This window comes from Desulfotomaculum sp. (assembly GCA_003513005.1).
Classification (GTDB): domain Bacteria; phylum Bacillota; class Desulfotomaculia; order Desulfotomaculales; family Nap2-2B; genus 46-80.
In genome coordinates, this window is record DOTD01000004.1 from 15216 (window position 1) to 37325 (window position 22110).

The following is a 22110-nucleotide window of genomic DNA, read 5'->3' on the forward strand; positions in this document are numbered from 1 at the left end:
CTCACCGGTATCCTTTCATGGTTTATGGTAGTAGCTGATCAGCAGTCTTCCGGTACTTTGCCCAGATGTTCCCCGACCAGCTTCATAGCGCAGAAATCCCCGCACATCGTGCAGGCTTCAATCTGCTCCGGGTTGTGCGCCTCCCTGCAGCGGCGGGCTTTTTCCGGATCCAGGGCCAAGGCGAACTGTTTCTCCCAGTCCAATTCCTTGCGGGCTTTCGCCATCGCCAGATCCCAGTCTCTTGCCCCCTGCACGTTCTTGACATAATCGGCCGCGTGGCCGGCCAGGCGGCAGGCAATCACACCCTCCCGGACATCCTGGACACTGGGCAGGCCAAGGTGTTCGGAGGGAGTAACGTAGCAGAGAAAATCCGCTCCCGCCATTGCAGCCAGCGCACCGCCGATGGCGGAGGTTATGTGATCGTACCCCGGCGCCACATCGGTAACCAAGGGCCCCAACACATAAAAAGGCGCTCCGTTGCAAAGGCTCTTTTGAAGCATAATATTCGGAATTACCTGATCGAGAGGCAGATGTCCGGGTCCTTCTACCATAACCTGTACTCCTGCCTTACGCGATCTTTCCACCAGTTCTCCTAATATTAAAAGCTCCTGGATCTGGGCCCGGTCCGTGGCATCGGCAAGGCACCCCGGGCGCAGGCCGTCACCAAGGCTGAGCGTCACATCGTATTTAAGGCAAATATCCAGCAAGCGATCAAATTCTTCCAGCAGAGGATTCTCCTTCTGGTTGTGCAGCATCCAGCCGGTCAGCAGGGACCCCCCTCTGCTGACAATGTCGGTAACCCGGCCCTGACGCCTTAAACGGCTGATTGTTTCCATGGTCACACCGCAGTGGACAGTAAAAAAATCAACACCGTCCCCGGCCTGCGTCTCCAGCGCAGTAAAAATGTCATCGGCCGTCATTGCAACAATGCTGCCGCGTTTTTCCTTGGCTTCCACAACAGACTGGTAAATCGGCACCGTTCCCAGCGGAACAGGACAGCGGCATAGGATTTCCCGCCTGATTTCGTTAATTTCCCCGCCAGTAGAGAGATCCATCACGGCATCCGTGCCTGCTGACAGGGCTGTTTCCAGTTTTTCCAGCTCGCCCTTTAACCCGCGCGAAGCGGTGGAAGTGCCCAGATTGGCGTTAACCTTGGTCCGCAGACCTTTTCCGATACCACAGGGTATAAGCCCGCTGTGGTTTGTATTTGCGGGAATAACTACTGTCCCCGCTTCCACTCCCTGCCTGATCACCTCAGGCTCAAGCATTTCTTTTTCAGCCACTTTTTTCATTTGTGCTGTGATTATCCCGGCCCTGGCTGATAAAAGCTGCGTCATTCTTCAAAACCCCCGTCTATAATTTTTGTCATCCGGGATGAGCGGGTATTTATAATCTCTTCCCGTAAAAATAAGGCTGCTGCCCGTATATCCGGGGCTGAAACCACCGCTGTAACAACAGCCACACCCTTTGCCCCGGCTGATACAACTTCGGAAACGTTAGATTTATCTATCCCGCCGACTGCAACCCAGGGCAGGTCAATTTCCCCGCCGACCTGCCTGAGTAATTCCAATCCGACCGGTCTGGCGCCGTTTTCCTTAGTTTTGGTGTCAAAAACCGGGCCTACCCCTATATAATCAGCACCCTGCCGGCGCGCCCGCCGGGCTTGCTCCAGCGAATGGGTGGATACGCCGATAATTTTTCCGGGCCCGAGAAGCTGCCTGGCAGCAGAAACGGGCAGGTCATCCTGGCCAAGGTGAACGCCGTCCGCATCCACGGCAAGGGCTATATCGATCCGGTCGTTGATAATCAGGGGCACATCTTTAGAACGAGTCAGACGGCGCAGTTCAAGACCTTTTTCCAGCAGCCTGCTGTCGGGGGATTCTTTGTCCCGAAACTGAATCACGGTTGCGCCGCCGGAAATCGCCGATCTGGCAACTTCTACAAGGTCCCTTCCCCCGGAGAACTTTTCCTGAACGATAACATAAAGGGTATAATCTACATTGTACAATTCGTTTGCTTTTAATTCAACCAGCTTGAGGGTCATCTTCTTTTCCAAATCATAAAGTTCAAAGCGTATTTTTTTAAAGTCGGAACCGGTTGAAATGAACTTGGCATACTCTTCCAGAACACGCATGGCTTCCTGCACGCGTTTAAAGTTGGCCAGGGACAGTTCAAGAAAGTCAAGCCTTTCAAACTCTTTTTCTTCCCGGCTGTTAAAACCGACATCCGTTTGCGAGTCCCTGCCGGACATAAACTTTTCGACCCCGCCGGGCCATTCCTGCTGGATCGAACGGAGTTGATGCCGCATACTTTTCAGCCGGCCGGCCAGATCAGCGTCATTTAAAATAAAGCGGGCCAACTCCTCGACAACCCGGAGTCCCTCTCTGGCACGGTTGAAATTTGCGTCGGCTATCCTGTAAATACTGAACAATCCGTCAGCAACCTTCCATTAAAAAACCTAAAAACCCATTCTTGAAGGAATGGGCTTGATAATAATAACTCTTGAAACGAAACAGGCCCATTACTCACTTTATATTTTATCAAATATTTTAATGTAATGGGCATTGCTTGTATAGGATATTAAATTTTAATTCTGTTACACGGGCAGTACCATGCTGCAGTTATTCGGCAGGCAACACCCGCAAACCCCTTCCTCATTAAAGAATTTTTGCAGAAAGGGCCTCGTCTTATTTATATCGAAAGGTTTTGCAATACAAAAACTGGCCCCTTTTTCCATTGCCGCGCTGACGACTTCACGTGAAATATAGGCTGTCATGATCACTACTGTCGTTTCCGGTGAAATTGCCTTAATCCTGCCCAGGGCTTGAAGACCGCTCATCACCGGCATTTGGACATCCAGAAAGACTAGATATGGGCGGTACTTTTCCACGGCTTCAACAGCTTCGAAACCGTTTTTGGCCAGACTGACCTTATAACCTATCTCCTCCATAATTGTTGACAGTAAATGCCTTATGCCATAATGATCATCGGCTACCAGAGCAGTTGGAACAGTTTTTACGATAGGCGCCCCCTTAAAAAAACATCAGGTAAATATTGTATTGATTCGACAGGAAACAGAATAATTCTCCAACCGGATCCATAAAATACAAATATTTTCTGTCCGTCCCTGTTTATTTTACAGCATAATTAGTCAATGCCTGAAAAAGTTTTAAGAACCGGAAGTCTTTTTCCCACATTTCCTCCGGATGGCACTGCAGGCCAAGAACAAAAGAGCCCGAAGCGCCTTCAATAGCCTCCACAACTCCGTCGGAGGATTTTGCGCAGATTATAAATCCGGGAGCAACATCATGAACCGCCTGGTGGTGATAACTGTTTACCCTGATTTCCGGTACCTGAAAAATCGATTCCAGCAAAGTACCTTTTTCTATATTTATCTTATGGGTGGCTGCCCAGCCGGGCGCCTGCTGATAATGCTTCAAACAACCGGTGAGCTGAGTGTTTAAATCTTGATAAATAGTTCCTCCGGAAGCTATATTTAACACCTGGGCTCCCCTGCAGATTCCCAGAACCGGGACTTGGTTCTTGATAGCCATCTTAGCCAGCTTTATCTCAAAACTGTCCCGTAAGGGAGTTATTTCCCCGCATTCAGGAATCGCTTCCTCCCCGAAATAAAACGGGTCCACGTCCTTTCCCCCGGAAAGCAGCAGCCCGTCGATGATTCCAAGAAGCCCGGCGATTTCTTCCTCTTTTTCATAATTTGACAGCAGGACAGGTAACCCGCCGGCAACCCTGACAGCTTCGCAGTACAGCGAACCAAGAAAGTGCCTCTGGTTTTCATTATCCCAACTGCAAGTAATCCCAATGACAGGTCGTATTTGCAATCTCCCCCCAGGGTTTTACTGATCGTTTCCTTCCAAAAAGTGCTTGGCGGCGTCGGGGCCCCTGCCAATGGATACTTTACCGGTCCGTACAATCTCGACAATTCCGTGATCCTCGAGAACCGCGCAGGCGGCGTTTATTTTTTCTTCCCCGCCGCTTAATTCGATAACAACCGTTTCGCGGTTAATATCAACAATGTTAGCCCGGAAAATCTCTACAATATCGACTATTTCAGAGCGGCGCGCAGAATCAGCCTTGACTTTAATCAGGACCAACTCCCTGTCAATAGAACCTGATTTAAAGAGTTCCTGTACCTTGATTACATCAATCAGTTTGGAAAGCTGCTTCATTGCCTGATCGAGTTCCCGGTCATCGCCGTTCACAACAATGGTAATGCGCGAAACGTCGCTGTCTTCCGTATATCCTGCGGCAATGCTCTCTATGTTGAAGACGCGCCTGCTCAGCAGTCCGGATATTCTGGCCAGTACACCGGGCTTATTAAGAGCCAATACCGCCAGGGTATGTTTCATTAAAATTCCTCCTAAAACTTTTAAAGTAAGTCAATAAATTTATAAATATCGGCTGTTCTTAAATCCCTAACAACAAAATCCGCCCCGGCCCGGCGCAGAGCTTCCTCCTGACCTATACGCCACACGCCGACTGCGTCAAAACCCAGCGATTTGGCAGCCTCGATTCCCGAAGAGGCGTCTTCAAACACCACGAACCGCAGTTTTTCACCGGGCAAAAGTTCTTTTATCCTGGCGGAAGCAAATTCCAGAATGCTTTTTTTACCCTCCAGGTCGGTTCCGCAAACATCAACATTAAACATTGAGTAAAGCGTATCAGCTTCATCAATTGCATTATACGCAGGTCCAAGCTCATTAATCAAGCGGTCTTTGGTTACTTTAATCAGCATGTCCCTGGCGTTTTTTGAGGCTGATGCGGCAGCCTGAAGAATTCCTTTGCTTTTAGCCTCCAAAAGTATTGAGACTGCATCCGGGAAAAGTTTGAACTTCCCGGCTTTGATGAGGTCTTTGATCAGCCTGTTCTTCTCACTGCAGTACTTCTCCAGAATAACCTTTTTCTGCTCCCCTGTCTTTGCCCCAAGCCGGTCATAAACGTTGTTCAGCTCAAGGATATTGTTGCCCCCTTCGTACCTTGGCCGGGAAGCAACGTAAGTAAAATAAAAGTCTGAATCCATTGTTTCAACCAGATACGGTTCTTTTGCCGCAGTTATGCGCCAGGCATCCTCATGCGGGCTGTCAACCACTACCCCGTCAATGTCCCATATATAAGCTACCTTTTCGTTCATTTTTGATCACCTTTTCAAAGCGAATTTTTGGCCGCGGCTCAAAAAGCACTTTTCACCGCCTACTTCCAGCCAAATACCCTTCCTGTTCCTGGACTTGTCGCGGATAAATAAGACCTCTATCTGAAGCTTTCCTCCGGCGTTGTCAACTTTCAGCTCGAACAAAGCATTCCTGAACCAGAAATTAAGGCGGATGCCGCTTACTTCCCCGGGTAAAACCGGGTTTACAGACAAAATCTCATCTTTTATTTTCAGCCCGGCAAAACCGTATCCTGCAATTTGCCATGCGCCGCCAAGCGCGGCCGCATGCATACCAAGCTCCGTATTGCCGTATAAGTCGCCGTAATCCGCCCTTATGGCCTGGATGAAATGCTTGTAAGACTCTCCCAGGTTACCCAGTTCGAGGGCTGTAATGGCATAACTCGGCAAACTGAGGCTTGATTTGTGCGTGGTCCTCTTTTCATAAAAATCGTAGTTGACTTTTTTCACCCGGCTATCGAATTCGTTGGCAAACAACCGTAATAAAAGTATAACATCAGCCTGCTTGACCAACTGGGTGTCTTTGACCTCGGCAAGGGCCAACGAAGCAGGCCAGACCGGCATTGCGTTTTCATCCCATTCCTGAATTAAGAACTCTTTCTTGTTGAAATAACCCTCAAATTCTTCAATAAGTCCATCCTGGTTGGTGAAAATAATGATTTTTTCCGAAATATCTTCCCATGACCGGATCTCTTCTTCTTTTAATCCAATTTTTTTAGCCAGCCTGTTCAGGCGAAGGGGATGCTCCCTGGCCAGTAAGCCGTAAAGTTCCGCCGCGTATCTCAAATTCCACCTGGCCATATAATTTGTATAAAAATTATTATCAACACATTCTTGAAATTCATTTGGACCAATAATATCTTTTATTTCATAATAGTTTTTTTCGCTATTATAGTTTACGCGTGCTGCCCAGAACCGGGTTGTTTCAAAAACCATTTCCGCGCCGTACCGGAGCATGAAATCCTTATCGGAAGTAGCCTGGTAATATAAAACTACTCCGTATATTATATCTCCTGAGATATGAATCTCCCTTTTGGATACATGAACGGGGATAACTGTACCATCAAAGTTGACCCATGTTTTGGGAGTCTCGTCATCTCCGCTTTCAGCTGATTCCCATGGCCACCAGGCCCCTTTGTAGCCGTTTTCCCTTGCCTTGGCCCTGGCCTGATTTAAACGCCGGTAGCGGTAAAGGAGAAGATTTCTGGCCAGTTCAGGCTGAGTAAAGATAAAAAACGGCAAAACAAAGATTTCCGTATCCCAGAATACGTGGCCTTTATACCACTCGCCTGATAATGTTTTAGCCGGGATGCTCACATCCAAATCCACGAGCGGAACAGCAATCAGAAGATGGTAGGTGTTCAGGCGCACATTATTTTGCAGGGAAGCCTCACTGTCAATCAAAAAATCGGAATTTACCCATCTTTCCCTCCAGGCGCTGCAGTGGGTTTTAAAAAGGGCCGCGGCGCCTTTTTTCCTTAAAGACCCCAACAAGTCAAGGCAGCACGTCTTTACGCTGCGCTTTTTGTCACGGGATGTATAGATTGTTATAAAAGATGTGAACGTATACCTTTTCCCTTTGGCAGCTTTAAAAGAGCACTCCCGGGAGACTGTTTCCTCACCGGCCGAAACGGACCACTTTACTTCCGGATAGGAACCTCTTCCTGAGAACTCCAGGTCTGTAGCCAGACCAATTGACTGCCCGGAAATAATTGTTTCCGCTTCAAGGTAAACGGCCCCACCCGGATTATGAAATGAGCAATCCCGGACTGAATAATGCTTGGTTGGATCCCCGACTGCCTGAACAGCATTTTCAGTTGTGCCGTCGATTAATCTTTTGACCGTTATTTCAGCGTCATAATCCAGCGGTTTTAAGGAAAAAACCATCACGGCGGCATGATAGTCCTTCAAGCTGAAGAACCGCGCCGATTCGTACTCATATCTGCCCTGATCATTTTGAAAGACAGTCCGTCTGTGCAGAACGGCCTTTTTCAGGTCTAAAGCACGGCGGTGTTCAGCAACTTTCATCTCATTTACGGAAAGCCTGACGCCGTTAATATAAACTTCAATCCTCAACGGGTTGGGGGCGTTGACAATTTCAAAAGGCTGACCCGCGGTTTGATCATAAATACCAGCCAGATAAGTCCCGGGATATCCGTTCTCAAAGCTCTCTTCCAGGACACCCCTCGAACCGAGATACCCGTTACCAAGCGTATAGATTGTTTCCCAAAACTTTCTCTTATCCTGCTCAAAACCCTCTTCGCTGATTATCCAGTTTTCTTCGGATAATTTTTTAAACAAGGACATCCCCCTTACTCAAGACCACGCTTTTTTAATTTCCATTGCCCGTGCGGCTAATCAGCCAGTCAGTCTTTTTTCAATCACTTTTTTATAGAGCCGTTCGTAGCTGTCCACCATAACCTGGGAAGTAAAAAGATTCTCTGCCCTTTCCCGGCATTTTAAGGGGCTGATGCTCCCTGCCCGGTCTGCGGCCGCAACAAATTCATCCATGGTCTCAACCACAAAACCTGTAACGCCGTGTTCAACAACCTCCGGGGCTGAACCTCTCTTGAAAGTTATCACAGGTGTTCCGCAGGCCATTGCCTCAACCATAGTTATACCGAAAGGCTCTTCCCACTTGATTGGGTAAAGGTAACCTCTGCCGCGGGAAAACATATGCATTTTTTCTTCGCTCCAGTGTCCCACTTCACCTATGTAAGTTATCTTCTCGTTCAGATAAGGCCTGATGAATTGGTCAAAATAGATTACTTCGGCCTGCTCGTGAACCTTGCCGGCCAAAACAAGCTTCGCCCCCATTCGTTTGGCGGCTTCGCAGGCAAGGTGGGGCGCCTTTTCCGGATTGAAACGCCCTATGAAAAAGAAGAAGTCGTCCTTGTCCTGGGAGAAGGGGTACTTATCAAATTTAACACCGTTGTATACAGTGCCGAGATAATTAAGGCCGGGAAGAAAAGAGCGCTGGTTGTTGCTGATAGAAATAAAATGAATTCCCGTACGGCCGGCAAAAAGCCTGTAAAACGCCTTGTTTTCCTCGTCAAAAGGACCGTGCAGCGTATGCACTACGGGAATTTCCTTTAAAAAAGCAGCGCAGCACAACCCTTCCTTCCAGGTGTGATCATGGATCAAATCAAAACCTTTGCCAATTACTTCCATATACGAGGACAGGGCGTGGGTTAAAGCTACGTTAAGAAAACTTGAAGGCGGTTTGTCCAGGCAGGCTTTCATTTCCTCGTCAAAAACCTTATAGATATTCGCTTTTGTGTCAGATTTTGAAACCGTGCAGACAGTGACTTCATGGCCTTTTGCAACCAGGCCGTCAGCAAGAAGGCTGACGACAACTTCAATACCCCCGTAACCGGCAGGGGGTATCTTGAACCAGGGCGGCAGGATTATTGCTATCTTCATTTCCTCACCTTAATCCTTTAAATTTTATATATCTATATATCATCTGAATTACAGGCCGCTCAAGTCACTTCAAGCTTTATTGCGGGGAAAATTTACAAAACTATTTTATATTTTTGTTAAACTTTTGGAGTTAACATTATACTTGTAACTGCCGTCCGTCAGCGTGCTATTATCGTTATCTTTAAAAGTAAGTTGAACATAGTCAATGCTGACATCGGCGTCATCCTCAAAAGTATCGGCAACTTCCTTGCCGATTGCTTTTACGCCGCTTTCAATCTTACTGCTGGTCAAGTCGTCCCACTTGGAAGCAGCGCTGCTTGTAACTGCCCCGAGTACAACTTTAACGGTATCGTCATCGTAATAGGTAACAGTGTTTATTTCGAATTCTATGTCGTCTACCCAGAAATTGTCACCTTCAAGATTGTCCTCTACATCTTCAATGTCGGATTCTAAATCTCCCCGGTAGTCCTCATCCTTATAGCTCAATGAAAAGGTGGAGGTTCCGTTCTTGGTAAAAGTCACTAAAGTGTCATTGCTGTCGTTGTCTATAATTTTTCCGCTCACCTTGGTATCATCGGAAAGCTCGTCCTGAATTTTATCCACCACGTTTTTGATATAGCTTTTTATTTCGCTGTCGCTTAACTTTGACCACTTAGTATCGTAACTGTCCAGGTTAACCTCAATTTTAACGGTTACATCATCTTCGTCACCGTCTAGTCTGATTTCATCAATTTTTACATTTTCCAAATAATCATAATCCGAAAACAGGTCGTCTTCCAAATCCCCAAGATCAGTGTTATTCTGTTTCTTGAGCGTATCAATCTCAGCCTGCATACTTTGAATTGTGCTGTTCTTCTGCGTTAACTGCGCTGTGAGGTCCTGGATTGTTTTGTCCTTCTGAGCCAATAACGAGCTGTCCGCTTCGGAATCAGTCTTGCCGGTTATTTTGACCGTCTTAAGCTTACTGTCCCAGTCAACCTTTAAATTTAACGCTTCAGCCACTATTCTGATAGGAACGAAAGTCCTTCCTTTATAAACAACCGGCGACTCGCTCGCTGCCGTGTTTATGGTTTTACCGTTTACAATCAGTTTGACAACCTGGCTGATATTAGTCTGACCAGTCGATGCAGCTTCCGCAGTCAAAGTAACCAACAGTAACACACACAGTATCAGCAACACTGCAACAATTTTCTTCTTCATAGTTTTCAACTCCTTGCAGGAATAATAAGTAATTCCACAACAAGAGGCGAAAACCCTTTACTTTAGTCTAAAAAAGTCGTCTTTCATAAAATCCGGACGAAATAAAAAAGCCGGCCTTTATAGCCGGCAGTGGTCAACTTTCCCTGTCTTATTAATATGCGTATGTGTTTTTATACGGCCTTTTGGAAAGCGGCGTGATTTTCCGGAAACTTCCCTGGAGGATTTCTTCCGCATTTAATCCGAATCGCTGTGCAAATTCTCCTGTATACCGCCGGATAATTTCCAGGTCCCGGTTATCCGTCTCATAAATTCCAACGTCTTTCCCAAGCTGGTTCCTCTGCATGCTTCCTCTTACATACATTACACCGCCGTGCATCCCGGTTCCTACATAGCCGGCATTATGGTTTTTGCCATCCTCCAGGCCGAGCCCCAGTAAAAGCACTATCCCGCCCGCCATGTACTCCCCGAAAAAGTCCTGCGCTGTTCCGCCAACCACAAGCACCGGAATTTTATCTTTGTATTCCTTCATGTGAATTGCAGCTCTATAACCAACATTATTCCTGATGAAAATCTTTCCGCCCCGCATCGACATGGCCACAACATCTCCGGCCTTGCCATGAACAATTATCTCTCCCTCGTTCATCGTATTGCCGACGCCATCCTGGGCATTGCCGTAAACAGTGATGCGCTGACCGTTCAGAAATGCCCCCAGGTCGTTACCGGGAGTTCCGTGTATGTCAAGTTCAACCCCACAGCCGGAGAATATGCCGAGCCTGGTGCCAAGATACCTGTGCCCGAAAACGTTGTTAATGGTAATCTCCCGCGCTCCCTTTGAAACTACCTCCCTGAGCAGGTCGTTCAATTCTTTGTGCTTCAGGCTCAAAGCGTCTATCCGGACCTGAGAGCCGCTGGCGGTAACATACTCACCAAGCTCACTTACAGGCCTGTTCCCTTCCAGGAACATTTCACGCAAGCCGGACTTCAAGTTTAACGCCATAAGTTATCACTCCCCCGCTCCTTTTACTCCCAGAACATCCAGTTCCCAGCCTTCCAGCCCGACACCGCGGAGGTGATCCCTGTTGCCCCTTATACTCTCTATTGCATTTATACCCATACCGCCAAGCATTTCCTTTATCTCGCGCTCCCAGCTCCTTAGCAGATTAACCAGCTTGGCGCTGACAATTTCAGGGTTAAGCCTCTTGGAAAGGTAAGGATCCTGTGTGCAGATTCCCCAGGAGCATTTCCCTGTATAGCATTTCTGGCAAAGCGTGCAGCCCATGGCGACCAGCGCCGCGGTGCCGATATATACTGCATCCGCTCCCAGCGCAATGGCCTTGAGGATATCCCCGCTGCACCTGAACCCGCCGGCCGCGATAACCGAACATTTATTCCTGATTCCTTCGTCACGAAGTCTTTTATCAACAGCCGCCAAGGCAAGCTCAATGGGGATTCCTATATTATCCCTGATTATTTTGGGCGCCGACCCCGTTCCGCCTCTTATACCGTCGATGGCGACGATATCCGCGCCGGCCCTGACTATTCCGGAGGCGATGGCTGCAACATGGTGTACTGCGGCAATCTTAACAGAAATAGGTTTTGTATAGTTGGTAGCCTCTTTTAAAGCGTAGATCAGCATTGAGAGATCCTCAATTGAATAAATATCATGCTGCGGCGCCGGGGAAATAGCGTCCGTCCCCTCCGGAATCATTCTGTTCCTGGCCACGTTAAACGACACCTTCTCGCCGGGAAGATGCCCGCCGATACCAGGCTTGGCGCCCTGTCCAATCTTGATCTCAACTATTGACGCACAATTCAAGTATTCCGAATCAACGCCAAATCTTCCGCTGGCGCATTGCACCACAGTGTTCCCGCCGTATTCACCCCTCATTTCAAGGGGCATCCCGCCTTCACCCGTGTTAAAAAGAGTCCCGACTTCTTTGGCTGCCATGGCCAGCGATTTAAAGGCCTGGTAACTGATCGCCCCGTAGGACATGGCTGAAAAAGCCACCGGAATTTCAATCATCTTGTTGGGATTCAATTCGCTCTTTATTTCAATGCCTTCTTCATTCATGGCAATTTCAAGCGTATCGTGCTTCTTCCCCAGAAAAGTTCTTAGTTCCATGGGTTCCCTCAGCGGGTCGATCGAAGGGTTGGTCACCTGCGAAGCATTTAAGACAAGGTGATCCCAGTAGACCTTGTACGGCTTGTCGTTTCCGCTCCCGGTCAGGATTATGCCGCCGGTTTCAGCCTGCTTTTTCAAGTCCTGGAACTTTTCCTTAGTCCAGTTGTAATTAGTCTTGTACTGCGAAGGATGAGGCTGGATACAAAGAGCGCCTGTCGGGCAGAAAACAGCGCACCTCTGGCAGCCGGCGCAAACCTCCTCATTGGAGGACATAGCATCAAAATCCGGGTCATACTTGTGGCCTCCGAAAGGACACTGTCTTTCACAGACCCTGCACTTGATACAGCGGTCTGTTTTTCTTTCAATGGTAAATTCCGGCAACAAATACGAATACATTTTCGATCACCCAGCTATATAGAATTCTCCATGCTTAACAAATGATCAGTAGAGTTCATCCTCACCACAACAGGATTGCCTCCGTGCGGTGTCCACGCAAAATCAAGATCGGGCGCTACAGTTCTGATTGCCGCTTCTTCCGAGCTAAGATAGACCATATCGTCTTTTGCTCCCGCGGTAATCGGCCTCAGCCTGATCCTGTCTGTAATCCCGAACATCTCGTTATGGCGAGCCACAATAACTGTGAACGGCCCATTTAAAAGCAGGGGGCCATAAACCATCCGCAGCGTTGTATTAAGATGTTTTTCCTTCTCGTCCATCCGGTTGATCGCGTCCCACATAGGGGGGGCAAAAATCTTCGAAGCAACCTCGATGGGATAGCCCTGCCTTCTCATCAAATAGTCCACGGCATAGGCCATAACTTCCGTGTCCGTAAATAAAGTGCAGTAATATCCAAACATTTCAAGAAATCTCCGGTTGGTCCCGTATGAAGAAATCTCTCCATTATGGACAACCGTCCAGTCAAGAATACTAAACGGGTGGGCGCCCCCCCACCACCCGGGGGTATTGGTCGGGAACCTGCTGTGGACGGTCCAGATATAGCCTTCGTACATCTTATCAAGTAAAAAATAGTCCGCAATTTCTTCAGGAAACCCAACTCCCTTGAAAACGCCCATATTTTTGCCCGATGAGAATACATAGGCGTCTTCAATGCTCGTGTTTATGTGCATAACCTTATCGACCACAAACTCGTCATCGGAAATGTTTCTTTCATCACCTTTTTTTTCCGGTGTGACAAAGTACCTCCAGACAAGAGGGGGGTGAAAGATGTTGACATGCGGATTGGTCGGTATTTGTTCGTCGTAAGAGACATTAAAATTTTCAGTCAGGTATTTCTCCACTATTGTCTTAACATCGCGCCATTTATCTTCAAACATTATGTGCAGAGCGTAAAAATCCTTGTAATCCGGGTAGAGCCCGTAAACGGCAAATCCGCCGCCAAGGCCGTTCCCCCTTACCTTGATATTCTTGATCGCCGATATGGCAATGTTGCCCGGGAACATTTTCCCGCTCGTGTTCATCACACCAAAAAGGCCGCATGCTTCCCTGCCCTGGTCAGGCAGGTACCTCTCGCTGCTTTTACGCTCGTAACCGGTCATTGATTCACCACCCCCAGGATAAGATCCTTTTCCAGCAGTTCCCACCTTAAATTCTCCGGGATGCTCCCATAACCAAAGTCCTCATTAAAAAGATCATCCGCAAATTGGGAAACATCCGCTTTGGTTCTCATCAGATTGACAAATATACCGGCCCGGCTGATTTTCCCCGCCAGGATAAATCCTGCGATTCTTCCTTCCCGGAGGATGAATTTCCGATAGTACTTCTTCTGCATGTCCAACCGGCTAATATTTACAAAGCCGCCCGGGTCTTCTGCAGAAACATTCAGTCCGGCGGTAATCAGACAGAGATCGAAAAAGTGCATGGAATTCATATTGGTTGACCAGACGTTCTCCCGCCTGCCGCCGGCCATATTTGCGCCGGCAATCCTTCCCCCGAGGTAAGCATTCGGCCAGAGCGGGATAACCTTGCTTATTCCGGCAACGGAGTCATAACCCTGGGCGCAGTCCCCGCAGGCGTATAGATCTGCTTGAGAAGTTTCCATTCTTTCGTTGACTAAAATACCCCTGTCGATCTTTAAGCCCGCCTGAACGCCCAGTTCGATCCTCGGGGCGACGCCCATCGCCAGAACCAGCATATCACAGGGAATCTGTGTGCCGTCAGTCAAGACTACACCGTCAACCGCACTGCCGCCTTTAATCTCTTTGATCGTATTGTTGGTGGTTACCTGCACCCCTTTTTCTGCGAAAAGGGCTTCCAGCAAGCTGGAGACGGGTTCGTCAACAACGGGCGCCAGGACTCTTCCGGCAAGTTCTACTACATGCGCCTGCAGGCCCTTTTTGCACAGAGCCTCGGCAGCCATCAGGCCGATCACTCCGCCGCCAAGCACAACCGCTCTTTGCGCATTTTCCAGGGCCTTTTCAATCTTTAAAACATCGTCCATATTTAAAAAAGTAAAGATATTTTCCTTGTCCAAACCTTCCATCGGCGGGATAAGCGGCCGGCCGCCCGTCGCTAAAAGCAGCTTGTTATAGCCAATCTTTTCGCCACCCGAAAGCAGAACCTCTTTTTTACCGGTGTCTATATCAACGGCTTTTTGTCCAAGCAGGGCGGCAACATTAAGCTTTTCATAAAAGTCAGCTTTTCTGTAATACATCTTTTCAAGATCAATTTGACCTGCAAGGTAATAGGGTATAAGCGCCCTGGAATATACACGGCAGGTTTCCTCCGCAACTAAAGCGATTGTTCCGGAACGGTCGATACTTCTGAGCATTTCTATACAGCCCATGCTTCCGGCCGAATTTCCGACAATTACGTAATCAAACCCTCGGGTCACTTATTACCCCCCCTTCTTCCTGATTGATATAGACAAGCGCTTCATTCGGGCAGTGACTTACGCAGTAGGGTTTTTCAAATCCTTCGCAGAGGTCGCATTTGATCACTTTTTTGTTCTCCCGGTCGATAATAATTCCGCCGTAAGGGCAGACCAGCACACAACTGTAACAGCCGACGCATTTTTCGGGATCATGGATTACCTTGCCGCTTATGGTATCCTTATACAAAGCGCCGCTGATGCATGCAAAAACACAATCCGGCTCTGAGCAATGCCTGCACTGAAGAGCAAAAGTAACAGGCAGTGGTTCCTCCACGATAACTCTGCTTAAAGCCGCGGGCTTTTCCAGCAGAAAAGCTTTTAAGATGTCCTTCGTCCGGGAATGGGCTACCACACACCATATTTCACAAAGGTGGCAGCCTATACAGACCTCCGGTTTGATCAAAATCTTTTTCATTATGCCCCCCTATTATCAAGGCAAGAAAACAAAAACCCACGGCAGGCAACCGTGGATATATTTGCCGCAAAATCAGGGCAAATATATCTTCATTTAAAATAACCTGATCGTGGGCGTCATTGCCCTTTTGTCCGGCGCATCTTGGCCTATTATTTTAACCAGCTTTTAATACTTGGTCAGATATTCTTCCAGTTCCCAGGGATGTACCTGTATCCGGTACCGTTCCCATTCAATTCTTTTAGCCTCCAGAAAGCGCTCTATGACGTGAGAACCCAGCGCATCCACGATCACTTGATCAGCGGTCAACTTGTTCAGGGCCTCGGAAAGGTTTTCCGGCAGACTATCTATGCTAAATTTCTCACGCTCTTGCGGAGTCATCTCATATATATTCTGGTCACATGACTGCGGTGGCTTAATCTTATTTTTAATCCCGTCCAATCCCGCTTTCAGGCATACAGCCAGGGCCAGGTATGGGTTGCAGGACGGATCTGGGCTTCTTAATTCGATCCTTGTGGACTGACCTTTTTTAGCCGGCACACGAATTAAAGGACTACGGTTCCGGGAAGACCAGGCTATATATACCGGCGCCTCGTAACCTGAAATTAGTCTCTTGTATGAATTCACAGTCGGGTTTGTGATTGCGGTGAGAGCCTGTACATGGTTCATCAACCCGCCAATGTAATAAAGACATGTTTCACTCAAATGGAGGGGCGCATCGGATTCGTAAAAAACGTTGACCCCGTCCTTCATTAGAGACTGGTTCAGGTGCATACCCGAACCGGGAAGACCTATAATTGGTTTGGGCATGAAAGTTGCGTGCAGACCGTGTCGCTGCGCAATCGTACGCACGACAAACCTGAACGTCTCTACCCTGTCGGCAGTCTCTAAAGCATCGGCGTATTTAAAATCAATTTCATGCTGGCCCGGCCCGACTTCGTGATGCGAAGCCTCAACTTCATAACCCAGTTCCTCCAGCGTCAAGACCATATCCCGCCGGGCGTCTTCTCCAAGATCAACAGGAGTTAAATCAAAATAACCCGCCTTGTCATGGGTGATTGTTGTCGGTTGGCCGTTGCTGTCCACATGAAACAGATAAAACTCAGCCTCGGGCCCGACCATCATTGTATACCCCATTTCCTTCGCTTCCTGACTGACCTTCTTCAGTATAAAGCGGGGGTCTCCAATAAAAGGTTCTTCATCCGAGGTATAAATATCACAGATTAGACGCGCTACTGCTCCCTCCCGGGGTCTCCATGGAAAAACAACAAACGTGGAAGGATCCGGCCTCAAATACATATCCGATTCTTCAATCCGCACAAACCCCTCGATTGATGAACCGTCAAACATAAGTTCTCCGTTTAATGCCTTCTCCAGTTGCTCTACAGTAACAGAAACATTTTTCAGCACCCCAAAAATATCGGTAAATTGAAGACGGATAAACTTAACACCGAGTTCCTTAGCCATCTTTAATACTTCATTGTTATCCAGCTTTTCCAACCGCAACTCTTCCCTTCGTTCAGGGCGAAATATTTACAAAAAAAAGCCCCCACTCAGGTAGAATTAATTTACCTGTTATGATGGCCCCGTAGCCTAAATAAGTACGCCCTTGTACTTGTTTATCAACTTGTAGATTATTATAGCATGTTTGTTCGAAAAGAAAAGTATTTTTTAGCGGAAAAATATAACTTCCTGGAAAGCAAAGTCAATCACTAAAACATTGTCAGATAGTTTTCAATTTCCCAGGAGTATATTTGGGTGCGGTACGAATCCCACTCTTTCTTTTTGGCATCAATAAAACGCGTCAAAATATGATCACCCAGAGCATGCTTAATTATTTCATCTTTCTCGAGTTCCCAAAGCGCTTCCTCAAGACTTGCGGGCAGGCTGTCAATACCAAGCTCCCGCCTTCGTTCCGGCGTCAGTTCATAAATATTCATGTTGCACTGCGGCGATGGTTGAATTTGGTTCTCGATACCGTCGAGGCCGGCCGACAGGCAGGCGGCTATAGCCAGGTACGGGTTGCAGGAAGGATCCGGACTCCTGAACTCTATACGTGTTGAAAGTCCCCTCTTGGCAGGCACCCTAATCAGCGGACTTCTGTTGCGCTGTGCCCAGGAGATGTAGACAGGCGCTTCGTAACCCGGAACCAGTCTCTTGTATGAGTTTACCGTTGGGCTTGCCACAGCGGCAATGGCTTTCGCGTGCCGCAGCAGTCCTCCGACATAATAGCGGGCAGAATCACTTAAACCCTCCGGGTCACCCTGGTCAAAAAATATGTTATCGCCGTCTTTGAAGATAGACTGGTGCATATGCATCCCGCTTCCATTTATCCCGAATACCGGTTTGGGCATAAACGTGGCATGCAGGCCGTAGCGCTGTGCAATCGTACGCACTACAAATTTAAAGGTTACTATTTTATCTGCGGCATCCAGCGCATCTGAATACATGAAGTCAATCTCGTGCTGCCCGGGAGCGACTTCATGATGAGAAGTCTCGATTTCAAAACCCATTTCCTCCAGAGTAAGAACCATTGAACGCCGGGCATTTTCACCAAGGTCCGCAGGGCTCATGTCAAAATATCCGGCACGGTCATGGGTCTTAAGAGTGGGATTGCCCTGATCATCCGTATAGAACAGGAAAAATTCGCATTCCGGACCGACTTTCATCGTATAGCCGTTTTCACTTGCCCTGGCGATTGCTTTTCTTAACGCATTACGCGGGCAGCCCTCAAAAGGAGTTCCATCAGGCTGATAAACATCGCAGATCAACCGGGCAACTGCGCCATCTCTGGGTCTCCACGGAAAGATGGCAAAAGTGTTCGGATCCGGGCGCAGGTACATATCTGATTCTTCGATACCAACAAAACCGTGAATTGATGAAGCGTCAAACATCAACTCTCCTTCCAGGGCTTTCTCAAACTGCTCAATGGGAATCGCCATATTCTTTAAAACTCCCAAGACGTCTGTAAACTGAAGACGGATAAATTTCACGCCCTGTTCCCTGGCCAGAGCCATGATATCACTTTTCTTTACAGAGTCCATTCCAATCATCCTTTCTTCATTTTTTCTTAAAAAATAAAAAAGCCTTTTTAAAAGGGCCATCCCTTTCTAAAGGCGCCGTTGCCTCCTTTATGTAAAACCGTTATGGTTTATTTTCTCAGGTTCTGTGTAAGTATAATTGCTTCCGCCACCTGACGCATGGTGACACGGCTGTTCATACTCTGTTTCTGGATTCTTTTGAATGCTTCAGCTTCACTGATGTTCATGGTTTCCATTAAAATTCCCTTTGCCTGCTCGACAAGTTTGCGTGCCGTCAACACTTCTTCCATTTTTTTAATTTTATTTTCAAGAGAAATAATCTCCTGATAATTGGATATTGATATTTCAACGGCAGGCAACAGGTCAGCCTCTTCAACAGGTTTAACCAAAAAAGCGGATACACGGGCAGCTTTCGCTTTTTCCAGAAGAACCTGTGAGTGTGAACCGGCTAAAACAATAACCGGCGCGATCTTATCCTCATGCACGATTGTGGCTACTTCCAGGCCATCCATGCCGGTTAGTTCAGCGCCGATAACCAGGAGGTCAGGCTGCCTGCTCCTGACCAGTTTAATAGCGCTTACCCCGTCGCCTGCTTCGCCCACTATAGAGTAACCGAGTTTAATAAGCATCGTCTTGATGCTTTTCCTTAACGCCGGATCAGCGTCCACGATTACAATCCGGCTTTCTGCCATTGCTGCCTCCCCTCTCTTAACCAAATGAAAATGGAAATGGGGTAGTAAAAATGCCCTTTAAAACAGACTATACATGAGCTGTTCCAGGGCATCTTTGCCTTTTTTGTACTTCTTCGTACTGATTCAAACCAGTCACCCTCACATTATAACTTGTAACCATCAGTCAGGCAATATCCTCATTCAAAGTACGCCAATTTTTTTTAATAAACTAACGAATCTTCCGTTCCGGGACTCATCGAACTATTAAACCCAGCCTCGGGCTTTAACTGCATCGGCCACACGTGAAACAGAAATTACGTAAGCGGCCTGCCGCATGTTTATATTATAGGTAGTTATCAATGAAAAAGAAATGAATTTTATGGAAATGTCGAATTGAGGGAACTTTTTTCTTATTTTAGACGTCTATATAAATAAGAACTAAGAATTTCAATTTAGTGATTAATTGGAGCACATGTAACATTATGTCAGCACGTATTCGCCTGGCTTTAAGGGTGATTTTTTTAGTTTTTGGGATGCTGCTGTTTTCCCAGTTTTGTTACGCCCAAACTGCTTCAGAACCGATTAAAGTCACGATCAATACCAAGCCTGTGTCTTTCGAAACATCCCCCGTCGTTGAAAACGGAAGAACCCTCGTCCCTTTAAGGTCTATTTCTGAGTCTCTCGGAGCTTCGGTAAAATGGGACAGCAAAAACAAGGCAATCACGCTGACCATGAGTTCCGACGTGATCAAGTTAACCATAGGCAAAACTAAGGCTTCAAAAAACGAGCTGACGCTTACCCTCGATTCTCCGGCCAAGATTATCGCAGGCAATACCATGGTACCCCTTCGCTTCATTGGTGAAGCTTTCGGAGCCTATGTTCAATGGAACCCTGGTTCACGGACAATTGCCATTAATTATTTGAAGCCCCTGACAGCTCAAAGGGAACTGGTTGTTCAGGCAGACCAGTTAAACGTCAGGAGCGGCCCGGGCACTGACCATGAGACTTTAACGCAGGTAAGCAGAGGAATGCGGCTCCCTATCCTGGATACTTCAGCTGACTGGTACAAGGTTAAACTGCCGAGCGGCAAAACAGGATGGGTGGTGGCCTGGTACGTAAAAGAAGATGTTCAGTCTTCCGCCTCCGGTACGGATACAACAGGGACAAGCAGTCAAAATAATCCTTCCGGTGAAGAAAAAGATGAGCAGTCCGGTGGTAAAGGCAGCCTGAATTCCCCTGATAATGTTGCCCCGCCTTACAATCCTCCAGGCCAGCCGGCAACCTTACAGAATATAGATATTGATTCTGAAGATAAAAAGGTTAATATCGAAATCAGCTGCGACCGGCAGGTTACTTACAATATCTTTACACTCAGCAGCCCCGACCGGCTGATTATCGATTTAAACAATACTCAACCCGGCTCTGTAAACACCAGCCAGGACATTGATTCCAGTGTTACCGATAGGCTGCGGATCGGCTGGTTCAGCCGTGATCCGGACGTAACGCGCCTGGTCTTTGACCTGACCGCAGAGGCAGCTTACAAAGTACAGGCCGGCGAGGATCCAACGACCATTTCACTGGTTATTTTCGTGCCTGACATATACGGAGCGTTAAAAGGAGCGGTTATTGTCCTGGATCCCGGCCATGGTGGGGCTGAGCCCGGCGCTATTGGCAAAAACCTTGGCCTGTCTGAGAAATATGTCAATATGCAGGTTGCTGAATGCGCTGGTGAACTGCTGCGCAGTTACGGGGCCACGGTGCTTTATACACGCTACGGCGATCAGGGCCTGGGCCTTTACAGCCGCGCCGGAGCGGCAAATAATGCCGGAGCGGACGTTTTCGTCAGCATCCATATGAATGCCAACCTTAGTCCGAGCATGGGCGGGACAAGCACCTACTTTTCAAGCAACGCCCTAAACGGGCAAGACCGGCAGGTAAAAAGCTCTCAACTGGCTGATTATATTCAGAACTCGCTGGTGGCTAATCTGTGCCTGGAAGACAAGGGTGTCCGCCAGGCTGACTTTGTTGTCATAAGAGAGACAGTGATGCCGGCAGTCCTGGTAGAAGCTGCCTTTATATCTAACGCCCATGAAGAAAATCTGATGACCACGGACCAATTCCGTAATAACATTGCCCGTGCTCTGGTCAACGGCATCGGCATGTTCCTGGCCAGCCAAAACGCCATCGCCTGACGAACAGGAAGAAAATATACAGAGTTCAATTAGGGTTCCGCCACTTGCGTGAATGCGGTGTTATATAATGGGTGACACCTTACGTTCTTTTTTGCCAAGTATAATATTGGTCTCCTCTAGACTTAACTCCTCTATGTCCCTTTTCCTTTACAGTTTCTAGATTTTCTTCTATTACATTTCCATAACTTTGTATTCATTAGATTCCCAACATCCCTTGTATCTTTTTGCTTCAAGGTACTTCAATGCGCCACATTTATGTGTTTCTCCTGCTAGCAAGCGCCTCGAAGCTTCTTTACGAAAAGGACTATGGCCAGCTAAACAGTATTCTATCATTCTCATTAAGTATTGGTAACGCATTCCATATATATCCCATAGTATATACCAACAACTAGCAAAGGGGGTTTTTTAAATGGGTTTCGGCTGTGGTACTGGTGTTGGCACTGGTTGCGGAAGCAGTTCGTTTATTATTTTCCTAATTCTCATTCTGTTAATTCTTGGTTCCTGCTACTTGCCCGGTTGCTTTGGAAGTTCAGCTAGTAGCTAAAACCTCCTACCTAAAAAGGGCCGTAAAGGCTCTTTTTATTTAGGTGCGCCCGGCATGGTCGCAGTCTAATGGGTGAAAGTCCCTAGTGCGGGTTGATAGTGCCAAGCACATAGCTAAGGAGTCACGAGAAAATAACTTTTTTCAACTATGTGGCCGGATGACATAATTCCAATCACCATGAAAGTCCGAGCGCTCCAGTTGGACAGCAGCCAGTTCGGTGTCTGATACCTTAATGCCGGCCGGGTACGGATTGGTGTCAAGTTGGCCCTGAACCTTTAGACCCGTAGTGGTTGTGGTGTTGGCGATGAGGTTGACGATGACCTCATGGCTCTCCAGCAGGCGGCCGCGCCAGTTCTGTGTGATGTGGGGGAAGAGCCGGGGCTCAATCTGGTTCCACTTGCTGGCGCCCGGAGGGAAGTGGCAGACG

General features: G+C 47.7%; 20 protein-coding genes and 1 pseudogene. 2 read left to right on the forward strand and 19 right to left on the reverse strand.

Translation table 11 applies throughout. The features are described 5' to 3' along the window. Nucleotides 1–38: 38 nt before the first annotated feature. The 18 genes and pseudogenes from DEH07_00225 to DEH07_00310 all read right to left on the reverse strand — a co-directional run bounded on the left by DEH07_00225 (nucleotide 39) and on the right by DEH07_00310 (nucleotide 19295). Nucleotides 39–1337 carry a phosphomethylpyrimidine synthase gene (locus DEH07_00225; GenBank protein ID HBY02989.1) on the reverse strand — a complete coding sequence of 433 codons (1299 nt, stop codon included), beginning with the start codon at nucleotides 1335–1337 and terminating at the stop codon, nucleotides 39–41. Further along, nucleotides 1334–2431 carry a thiamine phosphate synthase gene (locus DEH07_00230; GenBank protein HBY02990.1) on the reverse strand — a complete coding sequence of 366 codons (1098 nt, stop codon included), beginning with the start codon at nucleotides 2429–2431 and terminating at the stop codon, nucleotides 1334–1336. Before DEH07_00230 ends, DEH07_00225 begins: the two co-directional genes overlap by 4 nt. 165 nt (nucleotides 2432–2596) lie before the next feature. Next, complete coding sequence (locus DEH07_00235) at nucleotides 2597–3022, reverse strand: response regulator (GenBank protein ID HBY02991.1); 426 nt, start codon at nucleotides 3020–3022, stop codon at nucleotides 2597–2599. Between the two features lie 109 nt (nucleotides 3023–3131). Beyond that, nucleotides 3132–3836, reverse strand: a complete 705-nt coding sequence (locus DEH07_00240) for a peptidase C26 (protein ID HBY02992.1) — start codon at nucleotides 3834–3836, stop codon at nucleotides 3132–3134. A gap of 21 nt (nucleotides 3837–3857) precedes the next feature. After that, nucleotides 3858–4370, reverse strand: coding sequence for an acetolactate synthase small subunit (locus DEH07_00245; protein HBY02993.1), 513 nt, complete (start codon nucleotides 4368–4370; stop codon nucleotides 3858–3860). 20 nt (nucleotides 4371–4390) lie between these two features. Next, nucleotides 4391–5152: a hypothetical protein gene (locus tag DEH07_00250; GenBank protein ID HBY02994.1), complete on the reverse strand. Its 762-nt coding sequence runs from the start codon at nucleotides 5150–5152 to the stop codon at nucleotides 4391–4393. Between the two features lie 6 nt (nucleotides 5153–5158). After that, on the reverse strand, nucleotides 5159–7495 hold the full coding sequence (locus DEH07_00255) for a kojibiose phosphorylase (GenBank protein ID HBY02995.1): 2337 nt from the start codon (nucleotides 7493–7495) through the stop codon (nucleotides 5159–5161). 51 nt (nucleotides 7496–7546) lie between these two features. Beyond that, nucleotides 7547–8611, reverse strand: coding sequence for a glycosyltransferase (locus tag DEH07_00260; protein ID HBY02996.1), 1065 nt, complete (start codon nucleotides 8609–8611; stop codon nucleotides 7547–7549). A gap of 105 nt (nucleotides 8612–8716) precedes the next feature. Then, nucleotides 8717–9811, reverse strand: coding sequence for a hypothetical protein (locus DEH07_00265; protein HBY02997.1), 1095 nt, complete (start codon nucleotides 9809–9811; stop codon nucleotides 8717–8719). A gap of 151 nt (nucleotides 9812–9962) precedes the next feature. Next, nucleotides 9963–10808 carry a hypothetical protein gene (locus DEH07_00270; protein HBY02998.1) on the reverse strand — a complete coding sequence of 282 codons (846 nt, stop codon included), beginning with the start codon at nucleotides 10806–10808 and terminating at the stop codon, nucleotides 9963–9965. Between the two features lie 6 nt (nucleotides 10809–10814). Then, nucleotides 10815–12329: an FMN-binding glutamate synthase family protein gene (locus tag DEH07_00275; GenBank protein HBY02999.1), complete on the reverse strand. Its 1515-nt coding sequence runs from the start codon at nucleotides 12327–12329 to the stop codon at nucleotides 10815–10817. Between the two features lie 14 nt (nucleotides 12330–12343). Continuing rightward, the gene (locus tag DEH07_00280) at nucleotides 12344–13489 is read right to left on the reverse strand and encodes a hypothetical protein (protein HBY03000.1); all 1146 of its coding nucleotides are present in this window, start codon (nucleotides 13487–13489) and stop codon (nucleotides 12344–12346) included. Next, entirely contained in the window at nucleotides 13486–14736 is a 1251-nt protein-coding gene (locus tag DEH07_00285) for an NAD(P)/FAD-dependent oxidoreductase (protein HBY03001.1), read from the reverse strand. Before DEH07_00285 ends, DEH07_00280 begins: the two co-directional genes overlap by 4 nt. Before the next feature lie 31 nt (nucleotides 14737–14767). Next, nucleotides 14768–15238, reverse strand: coding sequence for a 4Fe-4S ferredoxin (locus DEH07_00290; protein ID HBY03002.1), 471 nt, complete (start codon nucleotides 15236–15238; stop codon nucleotides 14768–14770). 165 nt (nucleotides 15239–15403) lie between these two features. Then, nucleotides 15404–16735, reverse strand: a complete 1332-nt coding sequence (gene glnA / locus DEH07_00295) for a type I glutamate--ammonia ligase (protein HBY03003.1) — start codon at nucleotides 16733–16735, stop codon at nucleotides 15404–15406. 212 nt (nucleotides 16736–16947) lie between these two features. Next, complete coding sequence (gene glnA, locus DEH07_00300; protein ID HBY03004.1) at nucleotides 16948–18279, reverse strand: type I glutamate--ammonia ligase; 1332 nt, start codon at nucleotides 18277–18279, stop codon at nucleotides 16948–16950. A gap of 107 nt (nucleotides 18280–18386) precedes the next feature. Next, nucleotides 18387–18968, reverse strand: a complete 582-nt coding sequence (locus DEH07_00305) for a response regulator (protein HBY03005.1) — start codon at nucleotides 18966–18968, stop codon at nucleotides 18387–18389. Nucleotides 18969–19211: 243 nt separating this feature from the next. Continuing rightward, a pseudogene (locus tag DEH07_00310) lies at nucleotides 19212–19295 on the reverse strand (glutamate dehydrogenase). Between the two features lie 134 nt (nucleotides 19296–19429). Between DEH07_00310 and DEH07_00315 the strand changes: the two are divergent. Further along, the gene (locus DEH07_00315) at nucleotides 19430–21139 is read left to right on the forward strand and encodes a hypothetical protein (protein HBY03006.1); all 1710 of its coding nucleotides are present in this window, start codon (nucleotides 19430–19432) and stop codon (nucleotides 21137–21139) included. Between the two features lie 409 nt (nucleotides 21140–21548). Continuing rightward, complete coding sequence (locus DEH07_00320; GenBank protein HBY03007.1) at nucleotides 21549–21683, forward strand: sporulation protein YjcZ; 135 nt, start codon at nucleotides 21549–21551, stop codon at nucleotides 21681–21683. Nucleotides 21684–21824: 141 nt separating this feature from the next. Here DEH07_00320 and DEH07_00325 read toward each other — a convergent pair. Then, a partial coding sequence (locus tag DEH07_00325) for an ISAzo13 family transposase (GenBank protein ID HBY03008.1) occupies nucleotides 21825–22110 on the reverse strand: 286 nt, incomplete at its 5' end.